The organism is Streptomyces sp. NPDC001868 (assembly GCF_040297125.1).
Taxonomy (GTDB): Bacteria; Actinomycetota; Actinomycetes; order Streptomycetales; family Streptomycetaceae; genus Streptomyces.
This window is the reverse complement of the sequence record NZ_JBEOYO010000045.1, coordinates 42222-63047: the sequence shown is the minus strand read 5'-3', so window position 1 is coordinate 63047 and position 20826 is coordinate 42222. Positions and strand designations below refer to the sequence as shown.

Genomic DNA, 20826 nt, shown 5'->3' with positions numbered 1-20826 from the left:
GGGGCGTCTTCTACGACTCAGCCAGGGACCGCCGATCCATGGATAAACCGTCCTCTCCCGCCCCTGCGCAGGCGCCTCTACGGTCGAGGCTGCGGGCGCTCACCGGCCCGCCGTACCGAAGGAGCAGGACCCCCATGAAGATGACCGGCAACACGATCCTGATCACCGGCGGAACCTCGGGCATCGGCCTCGGTCTGGCCCTGCGTCTGCACGAGGCCGGCAACAAGGTGATCGTCGCCGGCCGGCGCAAGGAACTCCTCGACGACATCACGGCCGAGCACCCCGGCATCGACGCGCTCGTCCTCGACGTCGCCGACCCCGACTCGATCGCCCGGGCCCGTGAGACCGTCGCGGCGAGCCACCCCGAGCTGAACGTCCTGGTCAACAATGCCGGCATCATGCTGCGGGAGAACCTCCTCGACCCGGCCGAACTCCAGGTCGCCGAGGATCACATCGCGACCAATCTGCTCGGCACGATCCGGATGACATACGCCTTCCTGCCCCTCCTGGTGGGCAAGGCCGACGCGGTCGTCATGAACGTCACCTCAGCGCTGGCGTTCGTTCCGTATCAGAGCACCCCGACCTACAGCGCGACCAAGGCCGCGCTGCACTCCTTCTCCGAGAGCCTGCGCATCCAGCTCGCCGGTGCCGACGCCGACGTCCAGGTGATCGAGATGGTCCCGCCGGGCGTGCGCACGACCCTGCTCGGCCAGCAGGACAGCGAACACTCCATGCCGCTGGACGACTTCCTCACCGAGGCCCTCGGCCTGCTGCGCGAGAAGCCCGACGCGAAGGAGATTGTCGTCGAGCGCGCCAGGTTCATCCGCGACGCGGTGGCCACCGGCTCCTACGACGACGTCCTCGCCATGATCGCCGGCAGCTGATCGACCTGTTGTTTCCGGTTTCCGACGGGAAACAACAGCACGCGAGCGCCGTCACACGACAAACCTCGTCGTATCGGCCAGGCCTGCGACGAGGCCCGGGCCCGGGGCCCGTGCAAAGCGTCAGGCGTTCTCGACGGAGACCGTCGCCGCAGGCCGCCTTCCATGTCGACGGCCTGCGGCGTACCGCCGACAGCCGGGGAATTTCCCAGCCAGGTCATGCAGGTCAGGTGATCATCGGGCGTCTCGCCGCGCGCGCCCTCGCGTCGGCCGTACGAGCAGCTTCGCGCGGGTGGGAGGGGAGGGCGCAGCCATGGATCGGCGGTCTCTGGATAGCCGGGCGGGATGCGGCGAGGATGGACGGCATGGACAAGAAGGAACTGGCGGAATTCCTGCGCCATCGGCGTGAGGCGCTGCGGCCCCGCGACGTCGGGCTGGTCGAGGGGGCGCGCCGGCGTACGCAGGGGCTGCGCCGCGAGGAGGTCGCGCAGCTCGCCGGCATGTCCACCGACTACTACGCCCGCCTGGAACAGCGGCGTGCCCCGCAGCCCTCAGTCCAGATCACCACCGCCCTCGCCCGGGCACTGCGGCTGACCCTGGACGAACGCGACCATCTCTTCGCCCTCATCGGCCACAACGCCCCGGCCCGCTTCCACCGTTCCGAACACGTCAGCCCGACCCTGATGCGGGTCCTGGACCGCCTGGACGACTCCCCGGCCCTGGTGCAGACCGACCTGCTCGACACCCTCGCGATGAACCCCCTGGCCGTCGCGCTGCTCGGCGACCAGACCCGCCACACCGGTCTGGCCAGCAGCGGCTACTACCGCTGGTTCATGGACCCGGCAGAACGCCTGGTGTATCCCGAGGAGGTCCACGAACACCACGGCCGCGCCCATGCGGCGCGCCTGCGGGCCGCGCTGACAGCCGGCAGCGACACCCCCCGAGCCGCCCGGATCCTCGCCGAACTCCGGGAACACAGCCCCGAGTTCGTCCGCATGTGGGAACTACAGGAAGTCGCACAAAGCTACGACGACTGCAAGACCCTCATCCATCCCGAACTCGGCCGCATCGACGTCGACGCCCAGCTTCTGTTCACCGAGAACCGCGCCCAGACCCTGGTGGTGCTGACCACTCGCCCCGGCACGGAGAGCCACAGCAAACTCGAACTGCTCTCCGTCATAGGCCACCAACAGCTCACCCCCTGACGCCCTGGACCGGGGACCGGGCCGGGCTCGGCGCGGGAGGCACCGGACAAGGGCACTCTGGGATGGTGCGGCCCGCACGGCTTTTGCTCTGCGCTCTACGGGCAAAGATGTCGGCCCCCTGCGATGTCCGGGCTCCGCGCTCAGGCCGCCGGTTTGACCGGACGCTGCCTCCGTTTTACTCTCGACCAAGTGCGGAGGCAGCATCCGTTTTGATGCGGGCCGCAGGATCACGGCAGGCGGGAGGGCGCATGAGCACCGGTGAACAGCGGGGACGCAAGCCCCGCGCGGACGTTCAGCGCAACCGCGCGGCCCTTCTGGAGACCGCGCAGCGTCACTTCCTGCAGCACGGGGTCGGCACCTCCCTCGAGGCGGTGGCCAAGGAGGCGGGCGTCGGGCCCGGCACCCTGTACCGGCACTTCCCCACCCGGGAGGCACTGCTGGCGGCCGTGCTGCAGACCCGCTCCGAGGAACTCGTGGCCCGCCAGGCGGACATCGAGCAACTCGACGACGCCGCCCAGGCGCTGGAGCAGTGGCTGCGGGCGATGGAGGAGTACTTCAGCGCCTTCAGCGGGCTGCCCGACCCGCTCATGGCCGCGGCCCGGGCGCAGGAGCCGGACAACCCCCTCACGATTCCCTGCGACATCCTCATCACCGCCACCGACCGGTACGTGCATGCCGCACAGCTCGCCGGGCGCGTGCGCGCGTCGGTGCGGGGGCACGACCTGTTCCTCGCGGCCTGTTCCGTTGCCTGGATCAAGGGCACCGGTACCGAGGAGGAGTCGCTCGACCGGCTCCGCACGCTCATCGCGAGCGGCTACCGCCAGCAGGACACCCAGGCGTAGATCGCCAGGCCCCCGGCTCCGCCCCCGCAACGCCAGGCGGCACCACCACCCATCCATCACATCGTGCTGCCCCCAGGGGCGGCACAACCTCCTAAGGAACAAATCATGAAAATTACTGTCATAGGCGCTGGCGCCATCGGCGGGAACCTCGCTGCCAAGCTCAGCACGGCCGGTCACGACGTCCAGGTGGCCGGCGCCCGCGGCCCCGAGGCGGTCCGGGCGGAGGTGCTGGAGTCCGGGGCCCGCGCGGCGGACCTCTCCGCCGCCGCCGTCCAGGGCCGGGACGTCATCGTCCTGTCGATCCCGTTCGGGGTGGCGGGCCAGCTGGCGGACCTGTTCGCGTCGGTGCCCGACGAGACGGTGGTCATCGACACCTCGAACTACTACCCCGGCATGCTCAGCGAGCCGATCGAGGCGGTGGACAACGGCCAGGTGGAGAGCGTGTACACCGCCGAGCTGCTCGGCCGCCCCGTGGTCAAGGCGTGGAACGCCGCGCTGGCCGAAACCCAGCGGACCAAGGGCGTTCCGGCCGGAACGCCCGGCCGCCTCGCCATCCCCGTCGCCGGCGACTCCGAGGAAGCGCGGAGGGTGGCCATGAGCCTGGTGGACGACACCGGCTTCGACCCCTACGACGCCGGCACACTGGCCGACTCCTGGCGCCAGCAGCCGAACAGCCCCGCCTACTGCACCGAGCTGACCCTCGACGAGCTGCCGGCGGCCCTGGCCGCGGCCGACCGCGCCAAGGACGCAGCCATCCGCGACAGCCTCCCGGAACGCATCGCCGCCCGCGGTGCCAATCCCACTCTCGACGACATCGTCGAGATGAACCGCGCCGCCCACCGCTGAGACACCCGACGCGACGCTCGTGCACGCAACGGCACGAGAGCGGCAGCGCCGGCACACCATGAACGAAGACGAACACGAAGAGCGCACAGTCCCCCGCGCTGCAGTCTGCAGCTTCGGCACGCCGCTGCCTGCGAGCATCCGCAAGCCTGCCGGACCCGCAGGGTGCGTCCGCAACCGCGGCGGCCTCCGCGCAGCGCAGCATGGCAGATGACTGCGCGCCACGGAGAGGAACCGCCTTGCCCGGCACCGCATCACCCTTCACCGACATCGCACGCTCCCGCCGCTCCCCCCGGCAGTTCCTGCCCACAGCCCTGTCGCCTTCGGACATCCGCGGCGTGCTGGAAGACGCGCAGACCGCCCCCTCGAACAGCAATACCCAGCCGTGGACGGTGCACGTCGTCTCAGGTGCGGCACGGGACGCCCTGGCCGAACAGCTGCTCCGGGCCGAGGAGGAGGGGCGGACCTCCCCGGATTTCACCGACGGCTACGGCGACGGCCTCTACCTCGAGCGCTCGCAGGCCCTGGGCGCGAGTGTCTACCGGGCCCGGGGCGTCGAGCGCTCGGACCGAGACGGCAGAAGGGCGGCGGTCCGCGAGAACCTGGAGTTCTACGGCGCTCCCCACGCTGCCTTCCTGTTCATGCCGGCACTCGGCGACGGGGTACGGACGGCCGGCGACATCGGCATGTACGCGCAGAACTTCCTGCTCTCGCTGGCGGCCCGGGGACTGGCCGGCATCCCGCAGACCGTACTCGGCGTCTACGCCGACACCGTCCGCGAGTTCCTGGGCGTCTCCGCGGAGCTCAAGCTGCTGTTCGGGATCTCCTTCGGCATGGCCGACCCGGCGGCACCGGTGAACACGCTCCGCACGGAGCGGGTTCCGCTGCAGCGAAGCGTGGTCCTGCATGACACCCCGGGAGTCCTCGGCAGGCAGTAGCTCCTCCGCCCACCGGAACCATCCGGCGCAGGGCCCGGGCCGCCACTCGGCCTGCCCGGGCCCTGCGCCCGCATCGGAGACATTCTCCGTTTCTCATCACCTCGTCTGAGGAGTAACCATGACAAGCCGACAGATGATCCTGGGCATGTCTTGCTACTTGTCGGAGGGCTCGTCGTCCCCCGAACCGCGCAGGTCATGCCACTCGTCGATGGTGCGGCCGATCTGCCGCATCAGCTCACGTAGCTGCGCGAGAAGTAGAAAGAGCAGGCCGAAGAGCGGGTCCGACCGGAGTACGCCGGAAACCTGCTGTAGGGCAGTGATGCATCGCGCTGAGCTGGGGATTTTCCTGTCGCATTGATGTTCGTCAGCGTCGTCGTCGCGGGGGCCTTTGTCCGGTTGATGGTCGGGGGGTGGTTTCGTGGCGTCGATCGAGCGGACGGCGTATCCGCGGTTGAAACACGCGGTGTCGGCGCGGGAGTTGCCCACCTCGGCAGCAACGAATCCGGGAGGCAACGGCGCTGCCCCGGGTCGAGGCCGCGTCAGCGGCAGGCCGGAGAGGGCACGGAGGGTGGCGGTGCAGGGACTCGGCCGTTCAGCGGCTCCGGTCGACGCGGTCGACGAAGTCGCCGACCGCGGTGGCGAAGGCGGCGGGTGCCTCCTGCGCGACGAAATGCCCGACGTCCGGGATCGTGACCGCGGTGACGTCGCCGGCGACCTGGCGCATCGTCCGCTCGGTGAAGGGGGCGTTGATGCCGTCGACGGCGAGCACGGGAACGGTCAGCGGCCGCGCCTCGGCCAGTGCCCGCATCCGGTCGCCGCCGGTCAGGGAGGAACGGTAGAGCCCCTCGGTGCCGCGCCAGCCGCCCGGCCGCGCGTAGGTGCGGGCGAACTCGTCGAGGTCGGCCTCGGTGACCCCGCCCGGCACCATCGTCATCACCGAGACGGCCCAGTCGAGCATCACTCGCTCGCGGCCGGCCAGGAACAGCTCCGGAATTCCCGGGGCGGCCAGGAATCCCACGTGCCAGGAGCCGCCGTTCCTCACGTCGGCCAGCATCTCCCAGCCGTACCCCGGAAGGGTGGTCTCGACGCCGGTGAAGCTGAGGACGTCGCCGGGGTGCGTGGCCGCGAACGCGAAGACCGGCCCGCCGCTGATGTCCTGGCAGGTCACGTGCACGGGCCCGACGCCGAGGTGGGCGACCAGCTGGTGCAGGTCCTCCGCCATGGTGGCCAAGTCGTGGTCGCCGTCGGCGATGCCGGAGTCGCCGAATCCGCGCAGGTCGACGGCGAACACCCGGTGGGTGGCGGCGAGCAGCGGGATGACGTCGCGGAAGGCCCACCAGGACTCCGGCCACCCGTGCACCAGCAGGATCGGGGAGCCGGTGTCGCCCGCCGAGACGTAGTGCAACGTGGTGCCGTTGACCTCGGCGGTGCGGTGCGTGATGCCCGCCACGGTGGGCGAGGCGGTCACGAAAGAGCTGGTCATGCGATGACTCCCAAGATAGACAACCAGGTTGACTCCAGTGTTGGTCAACCTGGTTGTCCAGGTCAAGGGAAGATCTAGACTGTGGTCATGTCCTCACGATCCGGCGCCGATCTCGCCCTGCTGCTCCTGGGCAGCTATCGCAATCTGGTGGACGAAGTGGTCCGGGAGCTGGCGACCCGGGGATACCCCGACGCCCGGCCGTCGCACGAGTACGCGATCCGGGCCATCCGAGCCGGCGCCGACAGCGCCTCGGACTTGGCCCGCAGACTCGCCATCACCAAGCAGGCCGCGGCGAAGACGATCGCCGCGCTCGTCGAACGCGGGTACGTCACCACCGAGACCGACCCCGCCGACATCCGCCGCAAGAACATCCGGATCACCGATCACGGGATCGGGCTGATCACCGAGAGCACGGCGATCTTCGACGAGGTGCGGGCCCGCTGGGAAGTGCGACTGGGCGCCGCCGAACTCGCCGAGCTGGAAACGCAGCTCGCCCAATTCGTCGGCGACTCGCCCATCAACCTCGACGCTCCGGGCTGGGCGGCGGGACAGGAACTGCGCTAGCGGCCAGCCGAGGGTCGGGGCCCGCGACACCTTCACGATCCGCTACCCCGCCCTCGACCCCGAGTGGAACAACGATCACCATCTACAGAGAAGCAGGGCAGGGCAGGACCTCTCGGAAACACCCCTACGTGTGTCTCGTCGGTGACGCCTGCGATGTTCACGACGCATGCTGTTGTACCGGGGGCAGACGCTCGAGAACCCGCGCACCGAGGCCGACGCACGGCCGCAGCCGGGAACCCAGGGATGGCATCGGGCCTGCGACGGCCACGACATACGCACCGCTTGCTGGATGAAGGGACGACGACGAGGGCTGGCCTTCACGCAAGTCCCGTCCGAGTTCGGGTCACCGAGCGCTCAGAAATTGCGAACTCAGGCGCTTTTGTCCAAGTCGGCGGCGGATCGGATCGTGGACCACACGGGGCCGCTGCTGGCACTGAACCAGCGCCAGCGGTTCCGTCACGGCACTGTGCCCATCGTGGACGGGACGCTGGTGGCGACTCGTGACCATCAGGTAGCGGAGCAGTCGAAGAATTACCGCTACTCAACCAACCACCAAGTGGTTATCGACGCCGACACCCGCCTGGTCGTTGCCGTCGGCCGCCCGGTTCCGGGCAATCGCAACGACTGCAAGGCGTGGTCCGAATCGGTGCCGCGGCGGCGGTGGGCAGGACAACCACCATCGCCGACGGCGGCTACCAGGGGACCGAACTGGTCATCCCGCACCGTCGCCCCGCCGGCGGCGAGCTGTGAAGTTGGTCGAAGAGGAAGTCCCAGTCGCGCCGTGTCAGGGCGATCGCGGGAATGCCGATCGGCTCCAACGAGCAGATCGTGCCGCTCGGGACCTGCTCGTGGTCCAGCAGGAACACCCCGATCCATTCGAAGGCGTTGCCGTCGACGGACAGGGTGCGGTCGCGGCCGTTGACCATGTCGGCGGGCAGCATGCGCAGCCGCGGTCTCGGGCCTCGCGTACGGGAGGGACGGCGGCGATGTCGCCGAGCGAGGCGACGCCGCCCGTGTCCGTGCGCCCCTCGTCCAGGGCGCGGCGGCGAGCGGTGGCCACGTCGAACAAGGCAGGCCCGTCGATGTCGTCGGCGAGGAAGCGCGGCGGGCGCTGGGTGACCCAGGTCAGGTCCGTGTCGTAGGCGAGGTCGGCGGCGATCTGGGCGAGGGAGTTGCCTCCGCCGACCACGATCACGCGCTGGCCTGCGAAGTCGGCGGGGCTGCGGTACTCCGCCGTGTGCAGCCGGCGGCCCCCGAAGGCCGCTTGACCAGGAACGGCGGGGAGAAAGGGCCGCCACCAGGTGCCGGTTGCGCTGATGACGGCGCGGGTGTGCCAGGCGCCGGAGCCGGTTTCCACCCGCACGAGTTGGCCGTCCCGGTGGACGCCGACGACGCTCACGGGTCGCTCGACGGGCAGCTCGTACCGCTTCTCGTAATCGGCCAGGTACTCCACCACGTGCTGTGCGTCGGGGTAGGTCTGGCCGGTCTGCGGCGGCATGCGGCGGCCGGGTAGCGAGGAGTACGCAGCCGGGGAGAACGGGCGCAGGGAATCCCAGGCATGCTGCCAGGCGCCGCCCGGCGTGGCCTGGGCGTCGAGGATGGCGAACTCCGGGCCGAGGCGGCGCAGGTGGTAGCCGGCGGCGGGTCCGGCCTGGCCGCCGCCGATCACCACCACCTGGGTCCTGTTGGTCACTCGGTCGATCGTCCGGGCATGAAGATGAGCGCGACCAGCGCCAGCCCGATCACGCCGCCGATGAGTTGCATGCCGATGAAGCCCGCGACCGAGCTGGGGGCGATGCCCGCGAAGGTGTCGGTGAAAGCGCGGCCGATGGTCACCGCCGGGTTGGCGAAGGACGTGGAGGAGGTGAACCAGTACGCGGCGCCGATGTACGAGGCGACGGCGACGGGTGCGAAGCGCAGCTGGTCAGCCCGGGCGAGACCGAAGATCAGCAGGATCAGACCGGCCGTGGCAACGACCTCGCCCAGCAGCAAATGGCCCCCCGAGCGGTCATGCGCGGACCACTTCACCAGCGGCTCGCCGAACATCGCGTCCGCCAGGATCGCGCCCGCGATCGCGCCGACGATCTGCGCGGGCAGATACACGACGACCTCGCGCGCGGTGACTCCGGCGCGCCACCGCGGCGGGCGGTCCACCACTCGGCGAGGGTGACGACCGGGTTGAAGTGAGCGCCGGAGACGGGGCCGAGGAGGAGGATCAGGTTACCGAGGCCGACGACGATGGCCGTGGAGTTGGCCAGTAGTCGCAGGCCGACGTCCGGCCCGGCAGCGTACTTCCTGCCGCATTCTCTCGATGACGCGCCCGACCGCGCCTTCTGCGGGCGTCAGCGATCGACGCGGGGTCACGGCAGGAGGATCACTTTGCCGGTCTGCCGATGGCTTTCCAGGTACGCGTGGGCCTCAGCCGCCTCTGCCAGGGGATAGGCCCGGTCGATGATCGGCTCGATCTTTCCTTCTGCCAGCAGTTCCAGGCACAGTTGCTGGTCCCGCAGGGTCGCGCCACGCACGCTGGCGATCTTCACCTGCCCGCCGATGAGCGCGAGTGCGTCCAGCTCGAGCCTGGATCCCTGGTCGGTCGGTGTACCCAGGACGATGACCGTACCGCCGAGCCGTATGCAGGAAAGGGAAAGCTGGAAGCAGTCGTTGCCGCCGACACAGTCCCAGACGGCGTCCGCGCCCAGACCGTGCGTCAGCTCCCTGACCTGTGCCGGCAGTCGGGGATCCGTGGAGCGCACGGTGTGGTCGTATCCGAGCTTCCTGAGCGCTTCGTCGTGGTCCGGCTTGGTGGTGGTGCCGATGACGGTGGCTCCGCTCAGCTTCGCCAGTTGTGCGCAGGCGATCGCCATCCCCCCGCTGGCACCGGTGATGACCACCGTGTCACCGGGACCGACAGGTGCTTGCCGCGCACAGTTGAGCGGGGTGGTGTAGGTCCACATGGTGGCTGCGGCGGTCTCGAAGTCGACGCCTTCCGGGATGGGCAGGATCGCGTCCTGGCGACGCACGACGTACTGGGCGTATCCGCCGAAGACCTGGTGCCCGGGGTAGGCGGTGTCGATGCACAGGTTCTCGAGGCCGCGCACGCACAGGGCGCAGTTGCGGCACGGCGGGTGCGGAAGCTGCACCGCCCTGTCACCGGGGCGCCACCTGGTGACGTTCTCGCCGGTGGCGACGATCTCACCGGCCGCGTCCCGGCCGAGCTGGAACGGCAGAGGCCACGCGGGCCGACCCGGGAGAGGCTGCGGCAAGTTGCCCGCGCGGTACCGGAGGTCCCAGCTGTTGACGGCCGTGGCGTGCACGCGCATCAAGACGTCGTGGGGGCCGACCTCGGGAATCGGTGCCTCGATGTACTTGAGCACCTCGGGCCCGCCATGTTCGAACAGGCGGACCGCCATCATGGTCTGTTCCACTTTCACGTTCCTTCAGATCGTTACGCGGTTCATCGGGGGCTACATACAGCCGCCTGCGCCTCACCCGCCCCGCGAGACCGAGTGCGAGCGAACCTCGACCAGGCGGCTACCAGGTGTGGACCAGAAAGCTGATCGGTCTGACGGTTGGTCACTTGCCCTTGGGGCGGGTTCGCCTCAGCTCGGAGATCCGCTCCGCCGTGTCCGGGTCGGACGACAGGGTCGGGTTGGCGAGCAGGTCCCGACTGGGCTCGAGTCCGGGGCACCGGACGCTCGGCGCAGCCGGGGCGGCCTCGCGAACGGCCGACCGTCGGATACGGAGCAGCCCCGCGAGCGACCCCTGCCGCCACTGCCGCCCCGCAGGTCGTGAACAGGCCGCAGGCCAGGGGTTTCTTCAGGCAGCGCGTACTCGCTCAGCCCGGCTCCGCCGTCACCACCGCCGAGGTGGCCGCGCCACGTATCCTGGTGTCGGCGGGGCGGAGTTGGCCGGGCCGGTCGCGGTCGGCGAGCGCCGACGTGCCGGTGCGGGCCCTGGCCGACGGCGTCACCGAGCCCCGCGCTCTGCTGGTCCTCGTAAGAACTCAGGGCATCTCGCTGCCCGAGGGGCGTCCGACACCCGCTCACACGCTGTGGGTCCTGCCGGCCGTGCGCCGGGAAAGCCCGCGGACCGAGCGATCACCGGGATGCTGCCCCTGTCACGCACCGCGGCCGCCGCACGCGCTCTCGCCGTCTCCGAACTCGGCGACGCGCACTGATCCCACTTCCTCGACGTCCTTCACGACCGCGACCTGCGCATCACCTCCGCTCCGGGGCCGATGGGTCGATGGGTCAGCGGGAGAACGGTGACACGCGGCCCCCCGGGGCGGGTTCCTGCGGTAGGCGCAAGGTGAACGTCGCGCCCTTGCCCAGGCCGGCGGATTCTGCGGTGATCTCTCCGCCATGGGCTCGGGCCATGCCCCGGGCGATGGCCAAGCCGATGCCGCTGCCGCCGGCGGCAGCGGGTCGGCCGGGGCGCTCAAGGCGTTCGAAGCGGTGGAAGATGCGCTTCAGGTTGTGCTCGGCGATGCCGACGCCGTCATCCACGATACGGACGATCACATGGGGCACGGGTGACGGTTCAGTGTGCACGGACAGCGCCACATGCCCATGCCGATCGGATGCGGCCAGTGCGTTGCCGAGCAGGTTCACCAGGATCTGGGTGATCCGGTCCGGATCGCAGAAAGCGTCGACGGGTGCGCCCGCGTCCACGACGAGAGAAACCATCTGGTCGTCGTACTGGGGGCGCAGTCGCTCGGCCGTGGTCCGAGCCACCATGGCCACGTCGGTGGGCTTGCTGTGAAGGACGAAGGCGCCCTCCTCCGACCGGGACAGGCTGGAAAGGTCGGCGGCCAGGCGCTGCAGCCGGTCGAGGTCGTCGGCGAGGGAGGCGAACATCGCCTCATCGGGGACGAAGATGCCGTCGGCGATGCCCTCGATCTGGCCGCGAAGGATGGTGATGGGGGTGCGCATCTCGTGGGCGACCTCGGAGATCAGTCGCGCGCGGCGGCGTTCGGTGTCGGCGAGGGCTGCCGCCAGGGTGTTGACGTCTTCGACCAGCGCTGCCAGGCCCGGCTCGCTGGGAACTTCGAGGACATCGTCGTAGTGTCCCTCGGCGAGCCGGCGCGTGGCGACGCGCACCCTGTCGAGCGGCCTCAGCAGAAACCGGGACAGGGCGACGGACGCCGGGAAGGCCGCGGCCAATCCGAACAAGAGGCCGACCTGCAAGACCACGTCACCTTCGATGTCGGCAAAACCGAGCCAGACCTCGATCAGTGCGCTGATCGCCGCCATGGCCAGCAGTGCCAGGAGGAGCACCATGACGTGCGAGAGCACCAGCCGGTTGCGGAGCGACAGACGCTCCTGAATTTGGCGCAGCCGCGCACGACACCTCTGGTAGGCCGGGAAGCGGGCGGGCGACATGGGTGGGTGTCCTTCCTGGCCGCTAGGCGGGGCGCCCGATGAACCGGTAGCCGATGGTGCGGACGGTTCCCACGAACCGTGGTGCGCCCGCGTCGTCGCCCAGCGCACGCCGCAGAGTGCGGATGTGCACGTCCACGACGCGCTCGTCACCGAAGAAGTCCTCGCCCCAGACCTGGGCCAGCAGGCCGCGCCGGGTGAAGACCCGCCCAGGGGCCCGGGCCATCGCGAACAGCAGATCGAAGTCGAGAGCGGACAGCTCCACCGTCCGGTCGGCATCGACCAGCACGGTCCGCGTCACGTGATCGACTGTCAGTCCGTCGAAGCGCAGGACGCCGTCCTCGTGGTCCGCCTCGGACCGGCTGTCGATGCGCCGCAGGATGGCGCGCACCCGTAGGGCCAGTTCGCGGGGACTGAACGGCTTGGTGACGTAGTCGTCGCTGCCGGTGGTGAAGCCGATCAGCCGGTCGACCTCCTCGTCGCGGGCGGTGAGCATGATCACCGGGATCTGACTCGCCTCCCGGATGCGGCGCAGGACCTGGAATCCGTCCAGCCCCGGGAGCATCACATCGAGCACCACGAGGTCCGGCCGGTCACGGGTGACCGCCTGCAGGGCGGACGGTCCGTCCGCGGCTTCGATGACGTGGAACCCGTCCGCCTCCAGGTAACCGCGCACGGTCATACGGATCTTGGGCTCGTCATCGACGACCAGAACGCGCTGCGTACTCATCGTGCTCGCTTTCCATCGCCGGGCGGGAAGAGGGAGGCGGGGGGACGTCATGGCCGCGGGGTGACCGGCGGCGTGGAGGCAGCGGGCCTCGATTGCGGCCAGCGTACGGTGTTAGTCGTGGCCGGCGACGATCTGTGGGCCGGCCCTCGCCTATCCGGCGCCGGGCCGCCGGGCAGCTCCATGAGGCGGTCCACAGACAGCGCAGCGGGACGGGATGTGCACGACGTCCGAACCGATCTCCTGCAGCAGCCGGGCGGCGGGCCGGGCGACGTCGATTTCCGTCGGTGGCCCCTCCGTCGGCCGGCGCTGATCTTTGCACAGAGCGCCGCCCGCCGCCCGCGGCCCGTCGGCTGGGCAGCAGGCGGCGGGCTTGGCGTGCGGTCGCGGCTCAGCGCGAGCCGGCGCGGCGTATACGCGCCTTCAGTTTCGGGAACTGGCCGAGGGCGTTGTCCCGCTCGAGAGCGATCCGCTGGCGCCGGCTGTAGATCTCGTCGACGGTCGGTTCGGGGTCACCTGCCTTGAGATTGGGCAGGCTGCCCTTGAGGAAGGGCATCGTCTCGACGTTGTCGGCCGCGTAGAGATGGCGGGTCGCAGGCCAGTCACTGCCGAACATGATGTGACTGTCGGGCACCAGCGACGACAGCGGCTGCAACTGCGCGGCGGTGAACGCCTGCGCGTTGTCGAAGAACATCCGCTTCATGTACGTGAGGGGCCCTTCCGGCAGCACCTCGTTGAACGGCGGGAAGGCCGAGTGCCGGGTCGCGAGCCGGAAGGCCAGGAACGGCAGTGCCCCGCCGGAGTGCGTGAAGTGCCAGCGGATGTTCGGGTAGTCCCGCAGGACACCGTTGTAGATCAGGCTCGTCATCGCGCGGGTCGCGTCGAAGTTGTACTCGAAGACGTTGTTCCCGGCCGGGATGTCCGGGCCGAAGCACAGCTTGGGAGCCGGGTTGTTCTCCGGACCCGTCGGGTGGACATAGACGTAGGCATGGCGGTCGTTGAGGATCTCGTACAGAGGCGCGAACGAGGGATCCCCGAGGTAGGTGCCCTTGTAGTTGGTGAGCAGGCAGATGCCGTCGAGATCCAGTTCACCGAGCGCGCGGTCCACCTCGGCGACCGCGCCGTCGATGTCGGGCATCGGGGTGACCGCGAAGATCCCGAACCGGTCACCCCGGGTCTGCACGAGGTTGTGGGCGTAGTCGTTGACCGCACGGGCGGTGGCGCGCCGGTCGTCGACCGGGCCGACGGTGACCTGGAGGTCGCCGAACGACAGGACGCTGGCCTGGATCCGGTACTGGTCCATGAAGGCCACATGCCGCTCGACCGACCACGGACCGTACGCCCCGGTAATGGCGCCGAGGAGGCCGTAGCGCTGCAGGTAGTCGTTGTACACGTCGGGCGAGTAGTGGGCGTGGGTGTCGATACGCCAGTTGCCCTTCGGCAGCCCCGAGCCGGACAATGCCGTCTCCGGACTGGCCATGGCAGCAGGCACCGTGGCCGCCGCCGCCGTGACAAGCGCCGCGGCCGATGCCCCTTCGATCATCCTTCGACGCGAGATGTTCCGTCGCAGGTTCATTTCAGGTTCCCCTCTTCCTTCTGTGTGAGAGTCAGGTCGTATGTGCGTGCGTCACGGCCCCGTCGCCAAGCCGGGCAGGGCAGGTCCTGTGCAGGACGGCGATGGTCCCCGCCACGATGACTGTCGCCACGGATGTGTGTGCGGTCCAGGCCGATCGGAGAGTGCAAGCGGGTAGGTCGGCTCCTCGGCTGGGCGGTCGCCGCCAGCAGGTCGAGTCGGCACTCATGCGTGGGAACCTCATGGCGCCGATGCAGCCGCGCCAACCGGTAGTCGGCTGTGGAGTGGCCCCGTCGGCAACACCGCCGCCACTGCCACTACACAGGTCGTGAACTGACCGCCGGTTCGTTCATGCAGCGCGTGATCGCCGACCGCCTGCCCGACGGGGTCCACATGCCTGGCCGACTCAGGACAAGGGAACGCGCCGAGCACGACGGAACCGGACAGCGCTGGTGAATCGCCGTAGGCAGGTGCCCCACGGCAGGGTGCTCAACAGTGCCCACCGGTGGGACGAGGAGTGCGTGCATGACCGTCAGACAACAGGCGCCTCATAAGGCACGTACCACTCAGCAAATGAAGCTTCCATGAAGCCAACCGCCGGACTGGCCCCCACTTCCTACAGCGGTCTCCGGCTTCTTACAGATTCAGGGGCCCCTCAGCCGCCACCCTGGTCAGTTCTTGGGTGCGTCCGCCGTGCCCTCGCTCAGGTCGGGGGGGCGTTCACACCGGCACGATCGGCCAACCGACGCCGGCGAGCATGTCCAGGCAGCACAAGTCCGTTTGCCGCCTGAACGCGGTTGTTCCGGTCGGCCTCCGCCAAGAGCTCTCGGTGACTACTGCTCCGAGTCCTGCGGTGCGCCGACAGACCGCAGCATGGTGAGCCACTGGGTCACGACGGCGTCGATGAAGGCGTCGGTGACCTGGCCGCGGTCGAGGAAGAGCCGGGCGAGGACAGGCCCGTACAGCAGGGTGAACTCGTCTTCGCTGATCTGGATGCCCGAAGGCTCCAGCAGCCTGTTGAAGCCGGCGTAGCGGTCTTCGCCGATGCGGACGAGTGCCCGGGCACTGTCGGGATCGTGGTCGGCCTGGGCGGTGACGGCCAGAGCCGCGGTGCGCACGGACGGCACGCTGACGCCGGCGCGCAGGCTCTTCAGCCAGGCGGTGGCCACGGCGCCCACGTCGCTGCCCGGGTCGGGGTAGTTACCGAGGTCGGGGCCTTCGAGTACGAGGTCGAAGAGCAGCGCGGCCCGGGTGGGCCAGTGCCGGTAGAGGGTCTGACGGGTGACCTCTGCCCGCTCTGCCAGCAGAGCATAGGTCAGCCCGGCCGGTCCGACCTGAGGCAGCAGTTCACGCGCGACGGCCAGCACGCGGTTGCGGGTGCGCTGCACGCGCGGGTTGCCCGGAGTCGGCTGGCGGCGGTGGGGAGGCTCGTTCATGCCGCCACCCTACCGCCAAATCATACGACGAGTGTGATTGGCGTCACAGTCTGAATCATACGTTGCGTGTGATACAAACGAAGAGCAATCACACGCACTGGATGATTCCTTGCGTGTCGGTGACTGTGAAAGGTAGATGGCCATGTCGTCTCGCAACCTGCTCGAGCCCGCGTTCGCCCGTACTCGCCTCGGGTCCGGCCCCGGCCTGCTCCTCGCCCACGGCGCCGGCAGCAGCCTGGCCGGCACCTACGGCCCCGTCCTGGAAGGGCTCGCCGCCCGCCACACCGTCGTCGGCATCGACTACCCCGGCAGCGGCGACACCCCCCGCTCCACGACCCCGCTGTCCGTCGACGACCTCGCCGACCAGCTCGTCGCCGCCGCCGACGCGGAGGGCGTCGACCGCTTCGCCGTGTCCGGCTACTCCCTCGGAGGCCCGGTCGCCATCCGCGCCGCCACCCGCCACCCCGAGCGCGTCACCGCACTCGTCCTGACCGCCGCCTTCCCGCACCGCGACAACCGGCTCGCTCTCGCCTCCTCGATCCAGAGCAAGATCGCCGCGTCCGGCGACCGCGAGCTGCTCGCCGAGTTCCAGCTCATGGTGGCCCTCGGCACCCAGGCGCTGGAGTCGATGCCGGCCGAGCAACTGCAGCAGACCCTCGGCTACGTCGCCGCCAGTACGGTCGACGGCAGCTCCGAGCAGACCGACCTCGTCGGCCAGGTCGACGTCCGGGACGACCTCGCCGGCATCAAGGTCCCCACCCTGGTCATCTCAACCACCGACGACCGCCTCGTCTCCAGCGCCCTGCACCGCCGGCTCGCCGAGACCATCCCCGGCGCCCAGCTCGCGGAAATCGCCACCGGCCACCTGCCGATGCTGGAGCGGACCGAGGAGTGGCTGCAGCTCATCACCGACTTCCTCGGCAAGCACAACGCCTGAACGCCCATCACAGGCGGGGCCACGCGGCGGTCATCGGCGTAGCCCCTCCCGCGGACCGCCCATTGATCACGACTCACCAACACGCGGACGGGCCGCCGCCCGGTCCCGGATCACTTGGATCCCTGTGGGTCGGCAGACCCACCTCCCCCTCGAGTTCATGGAGTAATCATGCTCAAGTTCGGCCAGCTCGACGAGTCCACCCAATTCCGCGACCAGCAGAAGGAGAAGGCCGGCCCGGTCACCATCATCAACACGTTCGTCGCTCCGGAAGGCAAGGAGGACGAGGTGGTGGCCGCCTGGACGGACGACGCGGAGTACATGAAGAAGTCGGGGAGCCTTCTCTCGGTGCAGCTGTACCGGGGCATAGGCGGTAGCCGGCTGTTCACCAACGTCGCGGTCTGGAAATCCACCGAACACCTCCGTGCGGCGCTCGGCACGCCGGAGTTCGCCTCGCACCTGGAGGGCTACCCTGCCGGCACGGTCGCCTACCCGCACCTGTACCAGAAGGTCGCTGTCGAGGGCGTCTGCGAAGGGGAATGACGACCGCCCCCGATTCCGGGCTGCCGTTCGCCACGCACACGACGGGTGCTGGTCCGACGGTCGGGACAGGGCGACGGTGATGGCGGTACCTGGAGCTGTTTCCCCAGGTACCGCCAGAAGGCCGGCAAGACAGCTTTGACTCCCCCGGCGAGGCAGGAGCATCACCGCAACGTCATCGGCCCGCCCTCCGCGGCGGCGAACCCTGTCACACCGCCTCGACGGGGTCTGCCCTGTCACGGACGACATCCCGCAGACGTTTCTTGTCGATCTTGCCGACCTTCGTCAGCGGCAACTCGTCCACGACCAGCAGGTCTTCGGGGAGTTTGTAGCGGGCCACCTGCATGGCGGTGAGGGCCGCACGTACTGATTCGAGGGTCAGGTGGGTCCCCGGTTCGACGACCACGACCGCGCACACCCGCTCCCCCAGGTCGGGGTCGGCCTTCGCGACGGCGGCGACCCGGGCGACACCGGGCAGGCGGTAGACGAGGTTCTCCACCTCCTCCGCGGAGATCTTCTCGCCGCCCCGATTGATCATGTCCTTGTCGCGTCCCTCGACGACGAGGTTGCCCGAGGGGTGCACCCGGACGATGTCGCCGGTGCGATACCAGCCGTCGGGGGTGAACGCACGGGCGTTGTGCTCGTCCGCCCGGTAGTAGCCGCGTGGGGTGTACGGGCCGCGGGTGAGCAGCGCGCCCATCCCTCCTGGCGGGACCGGGTTGTCGGAGGCGTCGACGACGAGGATCTCGTCGTCCGGGCACATGGGGCGCGCCTGCGTCTCGATCCTCATGTCGTCGGGGTCGTCGGGGCGCGTGTAGTTCAGCAGCCCCTCCGCCATGCCGAACACCTGCTGGAGCGTGCCGCCGAGCACGGGTTCGACACGGCGGGCGACCTCCGGCGCGAGGCGGGCGCCACCCACTTGCAACAGCCGTAGCGCGGGCGGGCGGCGTGACGGCCGGAGGCCACGGCGTCGATCCAGCGCTGGACGACGGCCGGCGTCGGTGAGCAGCAGTCCGGGTCCGGCCTGTGCGGTGACCAGGCCGATGCCCGGGCGTGGGTGGGCGGGGAGCCGTACGCGGCTGAGCGCGGTGACGGCGTCGACGAGGTCGCGTTCGTCGTCGACGAGGACTGCTCCGGCCTGCCGCAACGCGGCCCTGGTGACGCGCCAGGAGGTGGCCAGGGCTCCGGTGTGGGAGCGGGCGAAGTCGCCGATGTCGCTGCGCCCGACGACCAGGGCCACGACGGGGACCCGGTCGGTCAGGCGGTGTACGGCCTCGGTGAGACGGCGCCCTTCCGCGGCGGTCTCCACGTGCAGGGCGACGGCCCGTACGTCCTCGTCCTCGGCGAGATGGAGCAGGACGTCGGCCTGGGTGACGTCCAGGCTGTTGCCCAGCCCGACCCCCAGGCGCAGGCCGACGCCGGCCTCGGCAAGAGCGAAGGCCAGCGCGTGGTTCACTCCGCCACTGGCGGCCACCACCGCCACCGGACCCGGTTCCAGTTCGGCCACGCCCGGGACGAAACTGGCCGTCAGCCGTCGGTGCGGGGCGAGGAAGCCCGAGGTGTTCGGCCCGAGGACACGGATGCCGGTGTCCCGCACCACTTCGGCCAGGGCCTGTTGGTGCAGCGCGCCATCGCCACCCGCTTCGGCGAAACCGCCGGCGCACACGAGGGCGGCGCGGGCTCCCGCGTTCGCCGCGTCGCGGATGGCCCCGGCAGTGGCGGCGGCCGGGATACAGGACACCACCAGGTCGGGTGCGATGCCGTGGCTCGCGGCGGCCTCGGCGACGGTCGGGAAGAAGCCCCGGTCGGGATCCGGCCGGCCGGCGTTGACCTTCAGCACCGGTCCGGGGAACGAGGCGAGCGAGCCGGTCATCGCCGCACCGAGCTTTCCGGGTGTGACGGAGGCGCCGAGTACGGCGATGGCTCGGGGTGCGAACAGCGGTTCCAGGGCGGTCACTTGGTGCCTCCGACGAGGTCGGCCCGGCCGGACAGCAGGAGGGTGGTCGCGGTGTCGTCGTACGCGCCGATGACCGCCGCGGGCAGGCCGTACGCGAGTCGGGCCTCCTCAGCCACCAGTACGCGGGTCAGTGTCGTACCACCGCGTACGCCGACGAGCGGGGCGCCCGTTTCCGCCGTCTCACGCACCGGGTCGAGGGCGAGCGGCAGACCCTCCTCCCTGTCCGGGGCGTCGATCCACACACCCGCCCCGGACGGCTGACCGCCGAAGGGGACCATCGGGATGTCGGTGCCGTCCGTCCCGGTCAGGAGGTCGTCGCCGACTGCCACGCGGCGCGAGGGAATCCGGAACGTCCCGCCGCGGAAAGGTGTCTCCAGGGGCGGTGTCGCGTGGCGTTCGCGCCACCATCCGTCGACGCGGTCCACGTACGCCGCGTCACGCACGGCGAGTTTGCCGCGCGGGATGCTGCGGGTGAGGAAGTGGAAGGCGAACTGCGTCGGATCGTCGAACGAGCGGACGTAGCGGCCGAAGTGCTCCCACCACGACAAACTGAGCCGCGCCGAGTTCTGGATCTTCTCGACCTTGGGGCGGCGGCGCGACTCGTAGGCATCGAGTGCCTCCGGCACGCTGTGCGGTGACTCCCCCAGGGCCCCGGCCAGCGCGACGGCGTCCTCCATTGCCATCTTGGTGCCGGACCCGACGGAGAAGTGCGCGGTGTGCGCCTCGTCGCCCAGCAGCACCCACTTCCCACGCCGCCACGAACTGGCCCTGCGGGTCGCGAAGTTGGCCCAGCGGGAGTTGTTGCCGACCAGCGGGTGCCCGACGATCTGCTCGCGGAAGAGGTCCTCCAGGTAGATCTTGGTCTTCTCGTCGCTCGGGCCCGGCCGCGTCGAGGGGTCGAAGGCGTCGAGCCCGGCCCTGGCCCAGGAGTCGGCGTCGGTCTCGACGATGAAGGTGCTCAGCGAGTCGCTGATCGGATAGGCATGGGCGGCGAAGACCCCGTGCGGGCCATCCTCGTGGACGAAGGTGAGCCCGTCGAACATGTACGAGGTGCCGAACCAGACGAACTTCGCGCTCGCCACGTCCGCCGTCGGTCCGAAGTCGTCGGCGAACACCGTGCGGAAGCGGCTGTCGGCGCCGTCGCACACCACGACCAGGTCGAAGTCGTCCAGCTCTGCGGGATCACGGATCTCGTGCTGGAAGCGCATCCGAACCCCCTCGGCGCGGGCCCGCTCCTGCAACAGGCTCAGCAGCGTCTTGCGTACGACAGCGGCCATGCCCATGCCGCCGACGCGTTCCCGGGCGCCGTGCACACGGACCTCGATGTCGTCCCAGTGCCGGCCGTGCTTCTCCAGAGCCTCACTGAGGACGGGGTCGGCGGCGTCGAGGGTGGCGTCGGAGAAGACCACTCCGAAGCCGAACGTGTCGTCGGGGCCGTTGCGTTCGAAGACCACGACCTCGGCGCCGGGCCGGCTCCTCTTCAGCAGTGTCGCGAAGAACAGTCCTCCGGGAGTCTCTGCCGAAG

The 20826-nt window shown here is 69.9% G+C and carries 18 protein-coding genes and 2 pseudogenes; 9 read left to right on the top strand and 11 right to left on the bottom strand.

All coding sequences use genetic code 11. The annotated features are described in order from the left end of the window. Positions 1 to 134 precede the first annotated feature (134 nt). From ABT147_RS35935 to ABT147_RS35915, 5 genes are all read left to right on the top strand, one after another. Positions 135 to 884, top strand: a complete 750-nt coding sequence (locus ABT147_RS35935) for an SDR family oxidoreductase (RefSeq protein WP_351414170.1) — start codon at positions 135 to 137, stop codon at positions 882 to 884. 362 nt (positions 885 to 1246) lie between these two features. Then, positions 1247 to 2086, top strand: a complete 840-nt coding sequence (locus ABT147_RS35930) for a helix-turn-helix transcriptional regulator (RefSeq protein WP_351414168.1) — start codon at positions 1247 to 1249, stop codon at positions 2084 to 2086. Between the two features lie 248 nt (positions 2087 to 2334). Next, positions 2335 to 2928, top strand: coding sequence for a TetR/AcrR family transcriptional regulator (locus ABT147_RS35925; RefSeq protein ID WP_351414166.1), 594 nt, complete (start codon positions 2335 to 2337; stop codon positions 2926 to 2928). Between the two features lie 105 nt (positions 2929 to 3033). Beyond that, positions 3034 to 3774 carry an NADPH-dependent F420 reductase gene (locus tag ABT147_RS35920; protein WP_351414164.1) on the top strand — a complete coding sequence of 247 codons (741 nt, stop codon included), beginning with the start codon at positions 3034 to 3036 and terminating at the stop codon, positions 3772 to 3774. Between the two features lie 236 nt (positions 3775 to 4010). Further along, the gene (locus ABT147_RS35915) at positions 4011 to 4709 is read left to right on the top strand and encodes a nitroreductase (RefSeq protein ID WP_351414162.1); all 699 of its coding nucleotides are present in this window, start codon (positions 4011 to 4013) and stop codon (positions 4707 to 4709) included. Between the two features lie 153 nt (positions 4710 to 4862). Here the strand turns inward: ABT147_RS35915 and ABT147_RS35910 are convergent, their stop codons facing one another. Next, entirely contained in the window at positions 4863 to 5195 is a 333-nt protein-coding gene (locus ABT147_RS35910) for a hypothetical protein (RefSeq protein ID WP_351414159.1), read from the bottom strand. Positions 5196 to 5301: 106 nt separating this feature from the next. Continuing rightward, positions 5302 to 6192: an alpha/beta fold hydrolase gene (locus tag ABT147_RS35905; protein ID WP_351414157.1), complete on the bottom strand. Its 891-nt coding sequence runs from the start codon at positions 6190 to 6192 to the stop codon at positions 5302 to 5304. Positions 6193 to 6279: 87 nt separating this feature from the next. Here ABT147_RS35905 and ABT147_RS35900 point away from each other — a divergent pair, with 87 nt between their 5' ends. Continuing rightward, positions 6280 to 6756: a MarR family winged helix-turn-helix transcriptional regulator gene (locus ABT147_RS35900; RefSeq protein ID WP_033532175.1), complete on the top strand. Its 477-nt coding sequence runs from the start codon at positions 6280 to 6282 to the stop codon at positions 6754 to 6756. Between the two features lie 379 nt (positions 6757 to 7135). Further along, positions 7136 to 7494: pseudogene (locus ABT147_RS35895) on the top strand (transposase); the annotation flags it as partial. A 46-nt stretch (positions 7495 to 7540) separates the two neighbouring features. On the opposite strand, the gene ABT147_RS35890 reads toward ABT147_RS35895, so the two are convergent. The 7 genes and pseudogenes from ABT147_RS35890 to ABT147_RS35860 all read right to left on the bottom strand — a co-directional run bounded on the left by ABT147_RS35890 (position 7541) and on the right by ABT147_RS35860 (position 15870). Continuing rightward, positions 7541 to 8449: an NAD(P)-binding domain-containing protein gene (locus ABT147_RS35890; RefSeq protein WP_351414155.1), complete on the bottom strand. Its 909-nt coding sequence runs from the start codon at positions 8447 to 8449 to the stop codon at positions 7541 to 7543. Continuing rightward, a pseudogene (locus ABT147_RS35885) lies at positions 8446 to 9032 on the bottom strand (aquaporin); the annotation flags it as partial. The pseudogene ABT147_RS35885 and the gene ABT147_RS35890, both read right to left, overlap by 4 nt. 84 nt (positions 9033 to 9116) lie before the next feature. Next, positions 9117 to 10181 carry a quinone oxidoreductase family protein gene (locus tag ABT147_RS35880; protein WP_351414153.1) on the bottom strand — a complete coding sequence of 355 codons (1065 nt, stop codon included), beginning with the start codon at positions 10179 to 10181 and terminating at the stop codon, positions 9117 to 9119. Positions 10182 to 11006: 825 nt separating this feature from the next. After that, positions 11007 to 12137 (bottom strand): sensor histidine kinase, encoded by a 1131-nt coding sequence (locus ABT147_RS35875; protein ID WP_351414151.1) that lies wholly within the window; start codon positions 12135 to 12137, stop codon positions 11007 to 11009. 22 nt (positions 12138 to 12159) lie between these two features. Next, positions 12160 to 12864, bottom strand: a complete 705-nt coding sequence (locus tag ABT147_RS35870; RefSeq protein WP_351414149.1) for a response regulator transcription factor — start codon at positions 12862 to 12864, stop codon at positions 12160 to 12162. Positions 12865 to 13252: 388 nt separating this feature from the next. Then, positions 13253 to 14341 (bottom strand): amidohydrolase family protein, encoded by a 1089-nt coding sequence (locus tag ABT147_RS35865; RefSeq protein WP_351414147.1) that lies wholly within the window; start codon positions 14339 to 14341, stop codon positions 13253 to 13255. 926 nt (positions 14342 to 15267) lie between these two features. Beyond that, entirely contained in the window at positions 15268 to 15870 is a 603-nt protein-coding gene (locus tag ABT147_RS35860; RefSeq protein ID WP_351414145.1) for a TetR/AcrR family transcriptional regulator, read from the bottom strand. 142 nt (positions 15871 to 16012) lie between these two features. Between ABT147_RS35860 and ABT147_RS35855 the strand changes: the two genes are divergently transcribed. Continuing rightward, positions 16013 to 16807, top strand: coding sequence for an alpha/beta fold hydrolase (locus ABT147_RS35855; RefSeq protein WP_351414142.1), 795 nt, complete (start codon positions 16013 to 16015; stop codon positions 16805 to 16807). A gap of 168 nt (positions 16808 to 16975) precedes the next feature. Beyond that, positions 16976 to 17347 carry an antibiotic biosynthesis monooxygenase family protein gene (locus ABT147_RS35850; protein WP_351414140.1) on the top strand — a complete coding sequence of 124 codons (372 nt, stop codon included), beginning with the start codon at positions 16976 to 16978 and terminating at the stop codon, positions 17345 to 17347. Positions 17348 to 17552: 205 nt separating this feature from the next. Here the strand turns inward: ABT147_RS35850 and ABT147_RS35845 are convergent, their stop codons facing one another. After that, positions 17553 to 19301 carry an AMP-binding protein gene (locus ABT147_RS35845; RefSeq protein WP_351414137.1) on the bottom strand — a complete coding sequence of 583 codons (1749 nt, stop codon included), beginning with the start codon at positions 19299 to 19301 and terminating at the stop codon, positions 17553 to 17555. Next, positions 19298 to 20803: an FAD-dependent monooxygenase gene (locus tag ABT147_RS35840; protein WP_502983215.1), complete on the bottom strand. Its 1506-nt coding sequence runs from the start codon at positions 20801 to 20803 to the stop codon at positions 19298 to 19300. Before ABT147_RS35840 ends, ABT147_RS35845 begins: the two co-directional genes overlap by 4 nt. Positions 20804 to 20826: the final 23 nt, after the last annotated feature.